This window comes from Rhodococcus sp. KBS0724 (assembly GCF_005938745.2).
Lineage (GTDB): Bacteria > Actinomycetota > Actinomycetes > Mycobacteriales > Mycobacteriaceae > Rhodococcus_F.
Genome location: NZ_VCBX02000001.1, coordinates 5,776,813 through 5,791,529, shown reverse-complemented (window position 1 = coordinate 5,791,529; position 14,717 = coordinate 5,776,813). Strand labels below are relative to the sequence as shown.

The 14,717-nt window shown below is 61.3% G+C and carries 14 protein-coding genes; 6 read left to right on the top strand and 8 right to left on the bottom strand.

Annotated features, from left to right (window positions below; all coding sequences use genetic code 11):
* Positions 1 to 42 precede the first annotated feature (42 nt).
* Entirely contained in the window at positions 43 to 831 is a 789-nt protein-coding gene (locus tag FFI94_RS26575) for an SDR family NAD(P)-dependent oxidoreductase (RefSeq protein WP_138870443.1), read from the top strand.
* Positions 832 to 1,097: 266 nt separating this feature from the next.
* Positions 1,098 to 2,543, top strand: a complete 1,446-nt coding sequence (locus FFI94_RS26570) for an aldehyde dehydrogenase (protein ID WP_138870442.1) — start codon at positions 1,098 to 1,100, stop codon at positions 2,541 to 2,543.
* A gap of 70 nt (positions 2,544 to 2,613) precedes the next feature.
* Here the strand turns inward: FFI94_RS26570 and FFI94_RS26565 are convergent, their stop codons facing one another.
* Positions 2,614 to 4,086 (bottom strand): FAD-dependent oxidoreductase, encoded by a 1,473-nt coding sequence (locus tag FFI94_RS26565; RefSeq protein WP_138870441.1) that lies wholly within the window; start codon positions 4,084 to 4,086, stop codon positions 2,614 to 2,616.
* A 193-nt stretch (positions 4,087 to 4,279) separates the two neighbouring features.
* On the opposite strand from FFI94_RS26565, the gene FFI94_RS33845 reads away from it, so the two are divergent.
* Positions 4,280 to 4,420 (top strand): hypothetical protein, encoded by a 141-nt coding sequence (locus tag FFI94_RS33845; protein WP_185993326.1) that lies wholly within the window; start codon positions 4,280 to 4,282, stop codon positions 4,418 to 4,420.
* Positions 4,421 to 4,442: 22 nt separating this feature from the next.
* On the opposite strand, the gene FFI94_RS26560 is transcribed toward FFI94_RS33845, so the two are convergent.
* From FFI94_RS26560 to FFI94_RS26535, 6 genes are read right to left on the bottom strand one after another with little or no spacing between them, the layout of a single operon-like run.
* Complete coding sequence (locus tag FFI94_RS26560; RefSeq protein WP_138870440.1) at positions 4,443 to 5,948, bottom strand: HNH endonuclease signature motif containing protein; 1,506 nt, start codon at positions 5,946 to 5,948, stop codon at positions 4,443 to 4,445.
* A 48-nt stretch (positions 5,949 to 5,996) separates the two neighbouring features.
* Positions 5,997 to 6,527, bottom strand: a complete 531-nt coding sequence (locus FFI94_RS26555; protein ID WP_138870439.1) for a nuclear transport factor 2 family protein — start codon at positions 6,525 to 6,527, stop codon at positions 5,997 to 5,999.
* A gap of 1 nt (position 6,528) precedes the next feature.
* The gene (locus FFI94_RS26550; protein WP_138870438.1) at positions 6,529 to 7,425 is read right to left on the bottom strand and encodes a TIGR03619 family F420-dependent LLM class oxidoreductase; all 897 of its coding nucleotides are present in this window, start codon (positions 7,423 to 7,425) and stop codon (positions 6,529 to 6,531) included.
* Positions 7,426 to 7,470: 45 nt separating this feature from the next.
* On the bottom strand, positions 7,471 to 7,827 hold the full coding sequence (locus FFI94_RS26545) for an EthD domain-containing protein (RefSeq protein WP_138870437.1): 357 nt from the start codon (positions 7,825 to 7,827) through the stop codon (positions 7,471 to 7,473).
* A 36-nt stretch (positions 7,828 to 7,863) separates the two neighbouring features.
* Positions 7,864 to 8,334: a nuclear transport factor 2 family protein gene (locus FFI94_RS26540; RefSeq protein ID WP_138870436.1), complete on the bottom strand. Its 471-nt coding sequence runs from the start codon at positions 8,332 to 8,334 to the stop codon at positions 7,864 to 7,866.
* A complete protein-coding gene (locus FFI94_RS26535) occupies positions 8,331 to 9,992 on the bottom strand; it encodes a class I adenylate-forming enzyme family protein (protein WP_138870435.1) in 1,662 nt (553 codons plus the stop codon). The genes FFI94_RS26540 and FFI94_RS26535 overlap by 4 nt, the downstream gene beginning before the upstream one ends.
* Before the next feature lie 273 nt (positions 9,993 to 10,265).
* Here FFI94_RS26535 and FFI94_RS26530 point away from each other — a divergent pair, with 273 nt between their 5' ends.
* The 3 genes from FFI94_RS26530 (at position 10,266) to FFI94_RS34380 (ending at position 13,296) form a co-directional block, all read left to right on the top strand.
* A complete protein-coding gene (locus FFI94_RS26530; RefSeq protein WP_397495583.1) occupies positions 10,266 to 11,897 on the top strand; it encodes an AMP-binding protein in 1,632 nt (543 codons plus the stop codon).
* Positions 11,894 to 12,724 (top strand): SDR family NAD(P)-dependent oxidoreductase, encoded by an 831-nt coding sequence (locus FFI94_RS26525; protein WP_138870433.1) that lies wholly within the window; start codon positions 11,894 to 11,896, stop codon positions 12,722 to 12,724. Before FFI94_RS26530 ends, FFI94_RS26525 begins: the two co-directional genes overlap by 4 nt.
* Positions 12,725 to 13,170: 446 nt before the next feature.
* Positions 13,171 to 13,296, top strand: a complete 126-nt coding sequence (locus FFI94_RS34380; protein WP_255285241.1) for a hypothetical protein — start codon at positions 13,171 to 13,173, stop codon at positions 13,294 to 13,296.
* Between the two features lie 68 nt (positions 13,297 to 13,364).
* Here FFI94_RS34380 and FFI94_RS26520 read toward each other — a convergent pair whose 3' ends face one another.
* Positions 13,365 to 14,567 (bottom strand): ricin-type beta-trefoil lectin domain protein, encoded by a 1,203-nt coding sequence (locus FFI94_RS26520; RefSeq protein ID WP_260684341.1) that lies wholly within the window; start codon positions 14,565 to 14,567, stop codon positions 13,365 to 13,367.
* Positions 14,568 to 14,717: the final 150 nt, after the last annotated feature.

Below are 14,717 nucleotides of genomic sequence, written 5' to 3'. Positions count from 1 at the left end.
CTGACCGCCCCCGGTAGGGGATCTGATCAAGGAGGAACCCCTGTGGGGAAGCTCGACGGACGTGTAGCAGTTGTCACCGGCGCCGGCATGGGAATCGGGCGTGGTGTGGCAGGTGCCTTCGCGCGTGAAGGCGCGTCGGTGCTGGTGGCCGAGATCGACGAGGCAGCCGGCCTCGAGACTGCCCAGTGGTTGCGCGACGAGTGGGGCGCGGAAGCGGAATTCATCCGCACCGACGTCACCGACAAAGCTCAGGTTGTTGCCATGGTCGACAAGGCCGTCGAGCGGTTCGGACGTCTCGACATTCTGGTCAACAACGCTTGGCGGACTTTCGGTTTCGCTCGGCTCGAGAAGATGACAGACGAGCAGTTGCGCGGCGGTTTCGACATGGCAGTGATGGCAGCTTTCTGGGCCATGCAGGCTGCGTTGCCTGAACTCGAGCGTCACGGCACGGGCCGAGTGATCAACATGTGCAGTCTCAACGGCGTGAATGCTCACATGTACTCGGTGCAGTACAACGCGGCCAAGGAAGCGCTGCGGACACTCACGCGGACCGCAGCTCGCGAGTGGGCTCCCAGACAAGTCAATTGCAATGTCATCTGCCCCGGTGCGCAGAGTGCGGCGTACAAGCGTGTCGCCGAAGCCAACCCGGAGAACGTGGCTGTCATGGCGGCGCAGAACCCGATGGGGCGGATCGGCGATCCCCTCGACGACATCGGCCCCGTTGCCGCTTTCCTGGCAAGTGACGACAGTCGCTACGTCACGGGAAATACCCTCTTCGTCGACGGTGGTGGGCACATCAACGGTGTGCAGTGGGCACCTACCGTGGACTGACTTCACCGGACTGACTGCACTCCGGATTCACACGTGGCTCGACGCTGATTCAGCGTCGAGCCACTATGCGTTTGTAGGCCTTGCCCGGTGCCTGTCTCGAGGCCCGACACACATCATGTCCTTGACAGCGCCTCCTGGCTCACCGATAGTAATCAAGCGAACGATCGCTAACCTGTCGATTGCAAGTTGAGGTTTTCAGGGCGTGCAGTGGCGTCTGCGATCGATCACTCAGGCTATTCTTCCGAGCTGAAAGTACCGGTACAGACATGGAAATTGAGCATTCGACTCTCTTCATCGACGGCGACTGGGCAAAGCCTGCGGCGGGCGGCGTCATTCAGGTAGCTTCACCGGCTACCGAACAATTGTTTGGCAGTTTTCCGGAATCTTCGACGGCAGATGTCGACTCGGCGGTCGCTGCGGCCGGCCGAGCACTGCGCTCCTCGGAGTGGGCAAACCTCGACGGATCCGAGCGTGCCGCGATTCTCGACAGGTTTGCAGATGCAGTCGAACGGCGATCGGAGGAGCGTGCCACTCTGGTCAGCCGTCAGAACGGTATGCCGATCACACTCGCCCGGTTCGCCGAGGGTGACGCTCCGGTGCAGTTGTTGCGCTACTACTCCGATCTGATCCGTTCGTCGTCGGTCGAAGAAGTTCGTCAGAGCCTTTCCAGCGCCGGTACGACGATCGTTCGCAAGGAACCCGTCGGTGTTGTGGCCGCGATTGCACCGTGGAACTACCCGGCCATCCTGTCGATGTTCAAGATCGCCCCAGCGCTCGCTGCTGGTTGCACGGTAGTGCTCAAGCCTTCTCCCGAAACGACACTCGACTCCTACCTGTTGGCGGAAGCAGCTGTCGAAGCCGGCTTGCCTCCCGGAGTTCTCAATGTCGTGACCGGCGGCCCAGACATCGGTCAGTACCTGGTTGCCCACCCTGGCGTCTCCAAGGTTGCGTTTACCGGTTCGACGCCCGCGGGTAGGCACATCGGTCGCGTGTGCGGTGAGCTTCTGCGTCCGGTCACTCTCGAACTGGGCGGAAAGTCAGCCGCTCTGATCCTCGACGATGCCGACATCGAGACAACGGTGGCGGGCCTGGCCACGGCGTCCCTGCTGAACAGTGGCCAGACGTGCTACATGTCGACGCGAATTCTTGCCCCGGCGCATCGCTACTCCGAATTCCTCGATGCGGTGACCGCAATGGCGGCGTCGCTGCCGATCGGTGACCCCGCTGACGCCGATACCTTTGTCGGCCCCCTGGTAAGCGAGCGTCAGTACAAGCGAGTTCTGTCGATGATCGATGCGGGAAGTGCGGAGGGTGCAACGGTCACGACCGGCGGCAAGCGTCCGGCTCACCTCGATCGTGGATGGTTCGTGGAGCCGACAGTATTCGGCAATCTGAGTAACGACGCGAACATCGCGAAGGAAGAAGTGTTCGGTCCGGTTCTGACCGTGATTCCCTACAGCGAGGAAGCCGACGCAATCGCATTGGCCAACGATTCCGAGTACGGGCTCGGCGGCACGGTGTGGACTGCCGACCGTGATCGAGGAATCGACGTGGCCCGGAAGGTGGAATCAGGGTCCTTCGGAGTGAATACCTATGGCCTGGACTGGGGTTCGCCGTTCGGTGGGGTCAAGGCCAGCGGTGTAGGCCGTGAATTGGGACCGGAAGGGCTCGCGTCGTACTACAGCCTCAAATCGATCTTCTTGCCGGAGTAGCACTGCTCGAATGCCCCCCGGAGTTCCGAACGTACTGTTCGAGACTCCGGGGCATCGCTGCTGCGGTCGACTATCCGCCGACAGCCGAGATTCCTGCCCTGCGACCGAAGAAGGTGCCGTCGCCCAAGGATGTTCCGCTGATGTATCCCCAAGAATGCAGGCCGGATGTTGCTCGGCCAGCGGCGAACAGTCCAGGGATGGCCTCACCGTCCAAATTGAGGACGCGGCCGTCGACAGTGGTCCACAAACCGCCGGTCGTGAATACCTCGGCGCCGCCACCTCCCGATGCTCCAAGCTCGGGAGGCGCCATCCCGCGTCGGACATCAATTGCCGCGAAAGGAGATTGGAGCGGACGCAACCACCGTTCTGATTTGTGGAAGTACGGGTCGACTCCATCTGCTGCATGCTTGTTGTACTCGCCGACAGTGGTGACCAACGCTCCGGTGGGCATCCCGATCTCTTTCTCGAGCTCTTCGAGGGTTTCCGCCACAAAATGTGGCTGCACACCCCAACGTTCCACTTCGGGCACTTCTTCGTACGCCTGCTCGTCGAGAATGACCCAGACATCGAGGCTGTGCCGGTACAATGCGGCCTGTCCGACCAAACCGGGATAGACGTCCTCGTTGATGAAACGTTGCCCGACATTGTTGACGATCATGCCCCGCACCATCATTGCGGGAACCAGTGTGATTCCCACCTGGCCGGCAGACATGTGTTTGACTGCAGCTCCGACTGCTTGAGCGATAACGATGCCCCGGCCGTCGTCACCACCGTCGCTGTTCACTCCTAATCCCACGAGTTGTGGTGCGTGTTGAGCCACCATTTCGGCATTGTCGGCGAAGCCACCTGTTGTGAGAACAACTCCGCGTCGCGCGCGGTACGTGACCGTCTTGCCGAAACTACGTGCGCTTACTCCAGCGACGCGGTCGCCGTCCATGATGAGGCGGGTGGCGTATGTATCGGTGTGTACGCCGATGTTGCGTGCCGCCACCTGTTCGGAGAGTTTTGCCATTAGCACCTTGCCGCCGAAGCCATCGGCGGTGACGCGGTGACCACGCGGAGCTGGTTTGGCGAGTTTGTCGTAAGGCCAGCTGTTTTCACCCAGCCACATCAAACCGTCATCGGTGGGCGGCACCCACGTCGGAGAGTCCCACAGCGACGGTTTGAATGGCACGCCGTGGTCGACCAACCACTGATAATGCTCCAAACTGCCCTGGGCGTAGGCATCGATTTTCTCTTTGTCGGCGTCCGGCCCGAGCGCAGCCATGAGGTAGGCCGCCATATCTTCGGGAGTATCCGAGAATCCGCACGCACGCTGCGTTTCGGTGCCGCCGCCGAGATAGATTTCGCCACCGGACAGTGCGGACGATCCGCCGCCACCACTTGCCCGTTCGAGCAGAATCACGTCGCTGCCGCGATCGGATGCTTCCAACGCCGCCGCTGCACCCGCGCAGCCGTATCCGATGACGAGGACCTCGGTTTCGTGTTCGAACTTCTCTACGTCGTGGATATTCAGTGGGGCTACGGGATGGCGTGCGCTCATAGAAGATCTCCAGTTCAGTTGTGGTTTTTCGCAGGCTACGGCTGCCTCCACATGCTGGTGAAGTAGGTATGCCGTTCAGTGGGAAACCGGGCAAAAGGCGATATCGGTACCAATACTCGACTGATTTTTGTGTTCGGCGACGTAGTCTGAACCCAGGAAACGAGAGCTCTGCACCGAAGAGACGAGGCTCGGGATGTCCGATTGGGTGAAGAAGGTCGAGGCCGAGGCCAAAGGGCTGATAGCCGAGGCGGAAGAAGAGCTGACGGTGTTGGAGGGCGTCGACACCATCGATCCTCTTGCCGAGCAAGATGAAGACACGCCCACCTCGGATTGAGCCCTAGGCGCGCCGGAGCCCGTCAGAACGGTGGCGGGTCGTTGCCGTAGTCAACGGGTTTGTCGGGCGCGCGCTTTGCCGGTGTCGAGATCGGAAAAGTCTGCCGGCGTTTCCGATCCGATCGTTTCGCCGTGCGGTGCCGGATCTTTGCTTGTTGATGTTTCCGTTCGGCCCGGATGCGGGCAGCTTTGTTCTCCAGCCGAGTCCGTCGCCGGGTGCCGCCTTCCTGTGGCGGTGGATCCTGCATCCCGGCGAGTAGCCCGGCCGCTCGGGTTCGGTAGCAGTGCCCGGTCTGCGAGGTCAGGGTGATACTGCGATCCGGATTCGGGTCGAGCTGCCAGGATCCGGAGTGCTTGAGGCGGTGGTGGTTCCGGCAGAACGCGCTCAGATTCGACGCCACCGTCCGCCCGCCCTGCGTCGGATCGGTGTGGTTGAACGGAACTCGGTGGTCGAGGTCGCAGTTCCAGGCCGAGACGTCACAGTGCGGCCACTGGCAACTGCCCGACAACACCCGCAGCCAGGTGTCGAGTGCCGCGCCGGGACGGTACACAAACGCCGATGCAGGCACAGGTGCTTCCGGTACTCGTACTTCGCGCACGGTGGCGTCTTTCGCGATGTCGCGGGCATGGTCAGCACTGATCACCCCGTACCAGTCCAGATGAGCGGGTTCGTTCGCGTCTGGGGTGTCGCCGTCGGCCCGCAGAGTGGTTTCGTACATCACCACATGCACCAACGGCCGGCGCACAACAACGAGGCCACTGCGGTCCTGCGGGCAATCATCACGGCCGCAGTCGCACACAAACACCGTCGAACCGCTCACCAGTACCCCGAGCGCGTCGGCGCGGCGCTGCTCATAGGTGCGGGAGTCATGACGGCAGACCGACATCGCCAATTCCCGCAACCGTCCGTCAAAGGCCCGAGCTTGCTCCGCTGGAATACTGCCCAAAATGCGGGCCATGCCGTCGACAAACCTGTCGGCCACAGCGCGGCGTCGGCGCTCCCGCAGACCTTCCGGATCAACCCGGGCGACAATCCGGTCGATCGCCGCCGTCAATCGGCGACCCGTCAACCCGATCCCACCGTCCACGGGTGGGGCCAACACCTGCTTGAGGAGCAACCGTTCGACCTCGTCGATCAACTCGTCACCGACATTCGCGGTCGCCGACTCGATCAACGACACCCGATAGAAGTCGAGTTCACCGCGCGCCATCGCCGCCCGCGTCCGATGCAACCGCGTCTTCAAAGCGAACCCCAACCCGATGAGCTTCCCGGCCGCGGCGCGGCCCATCGTCAACACCGCGCCGACCTCGGATTCGGCCAACTCGTGCGCCGACGACGTCCACGCACCGCCCTCGACCTGCTCGCCGCTACGGCGGGTGAAGAACTCCGCCACCACCGCCAACTTCCGCTCGACCAACATCGCCTCACACGCATGCAACTCAGCCATCAGATCAACGAGGGCACAGTCGGTTTCGGTACCACTCAGCTGCGCCGAGCTACCGAAAATCCCCACCCCCGGATCGAACATTCCTCCACCGTAATCGAAATCCTGTTCGAATTCGAGGGGTTCTCGAGATCAGTCGGAAAAGTCCGATTTCTTTGAAAGGGAGCTCCTCAACGCGGCAAGTGGATCTGCACCGTCGCGTCGGCCTCGCGGGCCGGCGCTCTCGGGATCCACGAAACGGCCTTCATCGGAGCGGGTCCATTCGCGTACGGCCCAGCGTTCCTTGATCGCCCAACGTCCGTTTCGACGCTCCATGTGGTCGATGAAGCGTGCGCCGCTGGTGAAGTTGATCATCCCGACGCCTTCGGGGCCGCCCCAGTGCGTAGACATCGAGTACGCCTCGCTGATTGCGTGATCACCATGCAGTTCGACGAGGTGGTTGCCGATGTGATGCATGGTGCCGCCGATGACGGAGAGCTTCGGCTTCACCCAGGCAATGTATTCGTCGATGTTGCCGTCGAATCCGGTGTGATGATCGATGGCATCGGGGTGATAGGCGCTACGAACGAGATCGAAGTCGAGCCGATCGATGCCACGGGCATACGTCATGACTACTTCGCGAATAGCCTGCTTGTCCAACAGATCCTGTAGCGATTGGTCCATTTCACGCCTCCCTGACGCTGATCATCCAGTCGAGCAGTTCCGGTAGTTCTTCGGCAGCGCAGTCGAATACGACTGGACGGAAGACAACGACGGATGCGCCACGATCAGACCAGTCGTGAGCCTTCTCCGCGGTGGCTTCGAGGTCGACGCTTCCGTTGTCGCGTCGAACCGGTGAAGCAGAAACCTGCACGCGAGCGGTGTCCGGATCGCGGTCGTGTGCTTCGAATGTGTTGCGCAGCAGTGCAACACTGTCCGTGAAGGTGGCCAAGTCGGCTGGGTTGACGGTCCAGCCGTCGGCGACGCGTGCGATACGGTCGAAGTTTCGCTGGCTGGGCCCGAACCCGAACAGGACGGGAACGCGCTCTTGGGTCGAGAGCGGGATGCTGTGGTAGTTCTCGAAGGAGAAGTCGCGGCCCTTGAAGGTGGCGGGTGCGTGCGTCCAGAGTTCGCGGCACGCTGCGACGGTTTCCTCCATGCGCCCGAACCTGGCGTCGAAAGGCATGTTCGTAGCGGTGTATTCGGCCTCCTGCCAGCCGACTCCGAAGCCCATCGTCACGCGCCCGTCCGACAGCGCGTCGAGGGTGGCAACTTGTTTGGCGAGCAGTGCCGGTGGGCGAACTGTCGCGATCAGAACAGACACTCCGAGGCGAGCGCGTTCGGTGACTGCGGCGATTGACGAGAGCAGTGAAATCGGCTCGTACCAAGGATGATCGAGTGGAAACAGGAAGTTGTGTTCGCTGACGCGCTGCGCATGGGAATCGGCATTGAACCCGAGGTGATCACCCGTGCAGATCAAGTCGACCCCGACGCGATCGGCGGCAGCGGCAAAATCGAGGACTGGTCTGATCTTTCCCTCGAACAGCGCTTCGAGGCCCAATACGTTGACACCGATTTCCATGCGGAGAAGTCCTTTTCGACGATCTACGGGAACGACGGGCGAGTTTCAGCTCTGCGGCAGCTGGCACTCGTCGACGACGAATTGAATGATCTTGGTCTGATCCAGGAAGTTGGCTTCGTCGGCTCGGATGCGGTTGCCGACCTCCGGTCGAGCGTGAGTGGCCAGCATGTCGGCGTACCCGTCCTTGTCCTGGAACCACATTTCGGTGATGACATCAAATGTCGGGTCGGGGGTATCCTCGGTGCGCAGAACCTGACTGAGATCGGGGAAGTTCCGGCGGTATTCGATGATCTGCGGGAAGGTTTCGGTAATCAGCGGGGCATGGTTGTTCTCGTAGTAGTCGATGAACTCTTCCCTCGAGAGTCCAGGCCTACGAGTGAGCAATGCGATTGCTTTGAACATCGTTCGTCTTCCCGTAGAAGGTGCTGCGAGGTGTATTCAGAGTGATCGGTTGGCGTGAGCTGACAACTCGCCCATGCTGTCCATGCAGAAAAGTCGTGATGTGAACTGCCACGATCCGTCAACGCACGTGAATCGATCGAAATAGCGACCCGACAGAATGGGTTGCAGGGCAAAATCTTCGGTGCCCTGAATGACCGTGATGTAGGACAGCGCCGAGGCCTCGTTCCCCTCGACCGATACGCGGGTATTGGTCAACAGGTGCTTGGTTTTCGGGGTCGGGGGAGTGCCGTACATCCGGATGAAGCCGGTGCACGCTGCAAACACAGCGTCGGCGTCGGACGAAATGACAGTGGTGGCGACGCCGTCGGGTCCGCACTGGCCGTAATCGGAGTGTGCGAATAATGCTGCGACTTCACGCAACCTGCCCTGATCGATCAGGTGCGTGTACTCGCAGAGCAAGTCACGGATCGCCGACTCGGCGACGATCCGTGACAGCTCTTCGGTCATACCGTGATCTCGCGGCGAACCATCTTTCCGGTTGCGTTGCGGGGCAACAGATCGCCGGTGATACGCCACTTCGACGGCACCTTGAAGTAGGACAGGCGCTCGGCAGCGTATTCCCGGAGGTCGTCTTCTGTGGTGGTCGAGCCGGGACGCAGGACGACCACGGCTGACACCTCCTGGCCGAGGTCCGGGTGAGGCATACCGATGACGGCGCACTCGATGACATCGGGATGCTCGTCGAGGGTCTGCTCGATCTCGGTGGGGTAGACGTTCTCGCCGCCACGCAGGATGAGGTCGGAACGGCGGCCGGTCAGACGGAGACGGCCGTTCTCGATGACACCGAAATCACCGGTGCGAAGCCAGCGTCCGGGAGAAATAGCCGAGGCAGTGGCCTCTTCGTTCTCCCAGTATCCGAGCATGACGAACGGGCTGCGTACGCAGACCTCGCCCTCGATGCCGTCGGGGAGCCACTCACCGAAGGGGTCACGGATTTCCATGGACACAGTGATGATGGGGCGTCCGAGAGTGCCGGGGAATTCTTCGAGTTCGGCTCCGACGGCAACGGCGATGGCCGTGCTGCACTCGGTGAGACCGTAGCTGTCGACGAGAGCGTTGCGCGCGAACGGAACCTGCTCCTTGAGTCGCTCCTTGAACGCCGGTGACGACGGAGCGGACGCCAGCGAGAAAGCCGTCAGGGACGAAACGTCGTACTTGCCGATGTTGCCGTGCTCGAGCAACCGCGACGCCATGGTAGGAACGGCGCCCCAATTGGTGATTCGTTCGCGCTCGACCAGGCCGAGTACCTTGTCCACGTCGAAGCCGCCGTCGATCATCACGACTGCGCTGCCGGTGGCCAGACGCGGGACGACCAGGTTGTGGAGGCTCGCGATGTGGAACAGGGGAGACGTCAGCAGGTAGCGCAGCGGGCTGGGCTTGGAACCGTCGTACTCCCGTCCCGTGAATGCAGCGCCGATAGCGTCGCTGTACTTGTGGTAGTCGACAACAGCCATCACGTTGCGGTGCGAGTGGAGCGCGCCCTTGGGGCGGCCGCTGGTGCCACTGGTGAACAGGATGACAGCCGGATCGTCCTCGTCGATGTCTACGACGGGCACCTCGGCGCCGGCGTATTCGGCGATGAGGGCGGGCAGATCCTCTTCCATGGTCAGGACCGCGATGCCCGACGGCAACTCAGGAAGCGCAGCGCCGCGCTTCGCGTCGACTACCAGCACCTTCGGGCTCGACAGCTCGATGCCGTGTGTGACCTCGCGCGGAACCCACCAGCCGTTGAGGCCGACCGCGATGGCGCCGAGCGCCTGCGTCGCGAAAAAGGTCATGACCCACTCGGGGTTGTTGGCGGCGAGGATTCCCACGCGATCGCCCTTGCGGACGCCGTACTTGTCTCGCAGTGCAGTCGCGAGCGCGGCTACGGCGTCGGCGTGCTCCGTGAACGAGATACGACGGTCGCTGGTGACCAGGTAGTCGCCGTCGCCCCAGGCCCGAGACGCGGAGATGAGCTCGCCGATGGCATGCCCGCGATTCTTCATCACGGGCATGACGGTGCCGAGAACCTCTTCTTCGACGATCTCGAACGGCCCACCGGGACCGGTGAGGCGCGAGACCGCCTGGTCCAGGAGCAACTGCGGATCTGCGGGGGCAGTCATGGATTGGCCTTTCGTATTGTGGCGCTTTTCACGTCACAAAATGTCACGGGACAATCCTATCTGTGGGGCGGTTACCACTGAGCGAGACTGAGCGCGTTGCTGCCATATCGCGCAGTTAGCGTTCCGAAAGAATCGCAGCCGAAGGAATGAGCGTGAGCGCACACGAATTCCTTCCCCTCTCGAGTAGGACACAGGATCACGATGACGAACACCGCCACCGAAGCACCGACGAGTAGTTCCGTTGCCACTCCGCAGCGTGAGGACGTCGCACAGATGTTGATCGATCGTGTGGGCGATCAGCATCTCGGACTGCGGACGCGCACTCAGGACTGGACGTGGGACGAAGTTGTCCATGAAAGTGCTGCCCGCGGTGCATACGCCAAGTCGCTTCGCGCGCCTGGCCCCTTCCACATCGGTGTTCTCCTCGAGAACGAGCCCGAGTTCTTGTTCTGGCTCGGCGGCGCTGCGCTGACGGGTGCCACGATCGTCGGTATCAACCCGACCCGTCGTGGAGCCGAGCTCGAAGCCGAGGTTCGGTACGTCGATTGCCAGTTGATCGTCACGGACAAGGCCGGCCACGAGAAGCTCGCGGGTCTCGATCTCGGTCTGACCGATGACCGCTTCATCCTCGTCGACGACGCGTCGTACGCCGAAACTGTTGCTGCGCATCGCGTCGAGACGCCGCAGATCGACCTGGGTGTCGACGCGTCGACGCTGTTCCTGCTCCTCTTTACGTCCGGAACAACCGGTATGTCGAAGGCTGTGCGATGCAGCCAGGGACGTCTGACCCGGTTGGCGTACGCAAACTGCGCAAAGTACGACATCGATCGCGACGACGTCTGCTACTGCTGCATGCCGCTCTTCCACGGCAACGCACTGATGGCACTGTGGGCTCCCGCGTTGTCACAGGGCGCTACCGTCTGCCTCGTCCGTAAGTTCACGGCTTCGGGCTTCATGCCGGACGTCCGGTTCTACGGCGCAACGTATTTCACGTATGTCGGCAAGGCACTCGGCTACCTGATGGCGACTCCGGAAAAGTCAGACGACATCGAGAACACCCTCACACACGGTTTCGGTACAGAAGCGTCGCCAGGTGACAAAGCCGAGTTCATTCGTCGCTTCGGTGCAAAGCTTTTCGAGGGTTACGGCTCGAGTGAGGGTGCCGGTTCGGTAGTCCTCGATCCGAATCAGCCTGCAGGAGCGTTGGGACGTCCGGCCAATGAGAACATCGTCATCGTCAATCCCGACACGAAGGAAGAGCGTCCCCGCGCGATCCTGGACGAGCACGGCCACGTACTCAACTCGGACGAGTCCATCGGCGAAATGGTCGACAAGGCAGGTTCGCAGAAGTTCGAGGGCTACTACAAGAACGAAGACGCCATGGCGGAGAAGATCCGTGACGGTTGGTACTGGACAGGCGATCTCGGTTACGTCGACGAAGCCGGATTCATCTACTTCGCCGGACGCAAGGGCGACTGGATCCGCGTGGACGGTGAGAACACGTCGGCTCTGATGATCGAGCACATCCTGCGCCGCCACCCCAAGGTGATCGCAACCGGTGTGTTTGCCGTTCCGGACCCGCGCTCGGGTGATCAGGTCATGGCGGGCATCGAGGTTGCGGATCTGGCAGACTTCGACCCGGTCGAGTTTGCCGCTTACCTTGCCGCACAGGCAGATTTGGGAACCAAGTCGGCGCCGCGCTTCATTCGCGTGTCGACCAACCTGCCCGTCACAGGTTCCAACAAGGTGCTCAAGCGTGACCTTCAGGTCGATCGCTGGCGCAGCGACGAGCCGGTGTACCACTGGGTGGGTCGCGGCGCTCCCGAGTACACGCTGATGACAGAAGCTGACATCGAAAGCCTGGAGAAGGAGTTCGAGACTCACGGCCGTTCGAGGTTCCTGTGAACCGAGTAGCACTGGTAACCGGCGCTTCTCGCGGTATCGGCCGCGAGTGCGCGCTGGCGTTTGCTCGCGCCGGTTTCGATGTCGCGATCACTGCCCGCACCGTTCGTGAAGGTGACGGCCGCGCGGCACCGCGAACGCGCGACGGCGAGCAGGTTATCCCTGTTACCGGAAGCCTCGAGACGACGGTTGCCGAAATCGAGGCCTGCGGCGTGCGGGCATTGGCGGTTCCGATGGACCTTCTCGATCGGGCATCGGTTGTTGCGGCGGGGGAGCGTGTCCTGCGCGAGTGGGGCCGGGTAGATGTGCTGGTCAACAACGCCTACGCACAGACAGTCGGCAACATGGACCGGATTCTCGACATCGAGATCGACGATGCCCAGGCGATGGTTGTCGGAAACTATCTCCACCAGCTCGCGTTGGTCCAGGTGGTCCTGCCGTCGATGGTGAAGAGCGGCAACGGTGTTGTCATCGGCCTCGCATCCGGTTCGGCCACCATGGACCCACCGGCGCCTCCTGGTGAAGGCGGCTGGGGCTTGTCGTACGCCGCGTCGAAGGCCGGCTTCGGGCGGATCGCCGGTGCGATCAATGCGGAGTACCGCGGCGCCGGAATCAAGGCATTCAATCTCAGTCCGGGGTTTGTGATCACGGAATCAGGTAAAGCTCGCGGCGGCGCGGACGCGATCGTGGACGCCGGGTTTGCCGCCACACCGGCGTCGGTTCCGGCCGCGGCCGCGGTGTGGCTTGCCACCGATCCCGACGCCGACCGATTTCTCGGCCGCGTTGTCGATGGCCCGAAATTGATGGCGACGCTTCAGAAGACGGAGTAAAGCTCGGCGGCGTCGAACCGGTGGCACTCGGAACGTAGTGGTGATCCGGGCTGCGGCCTGACCACCTGAGGGCAAATTCGTAGCACCCCACAGCGCTCGATCGCGGTGTTAGCATCCGATGATGCTTGGGTGAACAGCTCGGGCATAAGCATTTTCTGCTGTCCTGTGATCAGCGAAAATGCAAGTACAGCAACCCGCTTCACATTATTTTCACATAAGGAGTTTCACATGGGATCGATCTCGGATCTTCTCGCTCAGAGCCAGTCATTGGCTGCATTCAAGTACCTCCTCGGTGTGCTCGGTGGAGCGTTCGGTAGCTGATAGCGCGCCCGGACTGCGGTGACTCTCGGTAGTCGCCACCGCACTTCACACTGCGCTCCTATCCGAGCGCGATCAACTTTCTTTGCGGGCCGTTCCTTCGGCCTGGTCAATCATGGAGGCACACAATGGGTTCCCTTTCCACAATTCTGATGATCCCGGTCGGCAGTGCAGACCTCGTTCTCAAGGGTGTGTTCGAATCACTCACGAACACCGTGAACAGCCTCGTCGTTGTTTTCGGTGGACTGAGCTAGTTCCGCATCGGATTCACCTGCAGAAGGTCCGCGTGCCAGTGGCACGCGGACCTTCTCGCGTTTTGAGGTTACGGCCGCGCGCTCGTGTCGTAGGCGTACACCGAGACCCAATCGAGCATCAGGTTCCCGTTGCTGGTTCCCGCGCCTTTTGTCTCGGTCTGCAATTGCCAGCGCATCGGCGTGGACGGAACCCATGAGGTGCTTTCCAGCACTACCTGGTCGTCGAGTAAATACTTGATCCGCCCTGGCGACCACTCGATCGTGTATGTGTGCCAGTCGGTGAACCGTGCTCCGATGTCTGTTGCCAATTCCTGACATCCGCCTACACAGGAACCGGCGCCGGAGTAGTGGTGGAAACCTCCAGCGGTGCCGGACAGACCACCTTCCGGGAAGTCGAATTCACCGTCGCGTGGCCACACTTCGGACTGCGGCCATAACAACCAGGCGACGTAATATTCATTGAGATTCGGATTGTCGACCTTGAATCTCGCTGAGTAACGGCCGTAGGTTTGATTTTGATTCTGGCCGTTGATGACGGGTGACGGACTTGCTCCTGCCGGTTGTCCGTTGACATTGTGCAGATTGAAATTGAGCACGCCATTCTTAACGCTGAGAACTTGGTCGGAGCGATACGGTCGCTTCTGGTACGTATCGAGATAACAAGACGGGTAGGCTCGCCACTTTTGTCCTTGCGCACCGGTATAGACGATCTTGTTGGGATCACAAGTACTTGCCCAGGTGCCCAGCGCAGCATCTTTGGTGAAATCGTCGTAGAAGATCTGACGCCATCCGTTGAGATTGCCGACCGGTACCGAAACCCCGGACGGAGACGGCGGCGTCACGACGGCCCCTGCGTAAGACCAGCTCTGGGCCTGCGTTCCATCGCATACCTGGACCACCGCGGGATTGCCGTTTGCGTTGATTCCGCCGCGATTCTCGACGCAGAGTCCGTTGACCTGGCTTCGAACCGTGCCTCCGGGGCCGGAAGTCCATCGTTGGAATGTTGCGCCTGTGCAATTCGATATGACCAGGACGGTCCCTGCCACCAGGGAACCACCCTGCGGCCCCAGGCATTTTGTCTGTACGCGAATAGTTCCATCGGTTTCAGTGCTCCAGATCTGCGCAGCGCTGCCGTTGCAGTCGTAGATCTGCACCGGGTTGCCGTCCGACGTCACGCCCCACTTGTTCTCCAGGCATCGCCCGTTTGGTGTCTTGACCGCGCCGATCACTGCGGCATCCGCGGCAGGCGGTGAAAACACGAGTATTCCCATCGACATGACAATGACTGCGATGAGAAAACAAACGGTCTGTTTCGAATGTCGATTCTTTGTTGACGATTCCCCCGAAATATACGAAAACACAGTCTCTCTCATTGTGATTCCATTCTTTTGTGCGGCGAGAACCAAGCTTGTCGGAAACAA

Excerpts from the sequence above, each read along its gene's own strand:
- FFI94_RS34380 (WP_255285241.1), top strand. The coding sequence starts at position 13,171 with ATGGGTTCCCTTTCCACAATTCTGATGATCCCGGTCGGCAGTGCAGAC.
- FFI94_RS26550 (WP_138870438.1), bottom strand. The coding sequence starts at position 7,425 with ATGGAAATCGGTGTCAACGTATTGGGCCTCGAAGCGCTGTTCGAGGGA.
- FFI94_RS26535 (WP_138870435.1), bottom strand. The coding sequence starts at position 9,992 with ATGACTGCCCCCGCAGATCCGCAGTTGCTCCTGGACCAGGCGGTCTCG.
- FFI94_RS26560 (WP_138870440.1), bottom strand. The coding sequence starts at position 5,948 with ATGTTCGATCCGGGGGTGGGGATTTTCGGTAGCTCGGCGCAGCTGAGT.
- FFI94_RS26520 (WP_260684341.1), bottom strand. The coding sequence starts at position 14,567 with ATGGGAATACTCGTGTTTTCACCGCCTGCCGCGGATGCCGCAGTGATC.
- FFI94_RS26565 (WP_138870441.1), bottom strand. The coding sequence starts at position 4,086 with ATGAGCGCACGCCATCCCGTAGCCCCACTGAATATCCACGACGTAGAG.
- FFI94_RS26540 (WP_138870436.1), bottom strand. The coding sequence starts at position 8,334 with ATGACCGAAGAGCTGTCACGGATCGTCGCCGAGTCGGCGATCCGTGAC.
- FFI94_RS26570 (WP_138870442.1), top strand. The coding sequence starts at position 1,098 with ATGGAAATTGAGCATTCGACTCTCTTCATCGACGGCGACTGGGCAAAG.
- FFI94_RS26545 (WP_138870437.1), bottom strand. The coding sequence starts at position 7,827 with ATGTTCAAAGCAATCGCATTGCTCACTCGTAGGCCTGGACTCTCGAGG.
- FFI94_RS26555 (WP_138870439.1), bottom strand. The coding sequence starts at position 6,527 with ATGGACCAATCGCTACAGGATCTGTTGGACAAGCAGGCTATTCGCGAA.
- FFI94_RS33845 (WP_185993326.1), top strand. The coding sequence starts at position 4,280 with ATGTCCGATTGGGTGAAGAAGGTCGAGGCCGAGGCCAAAGGGCTGATA.
- FFI94_RS26530 (WP_397495583.1), top strand. The coding sequence starts at position 10,266 with ATGTTGATCGATCGTGTGGGCGATCAGCATCTCGGACTGCGGACGCGC.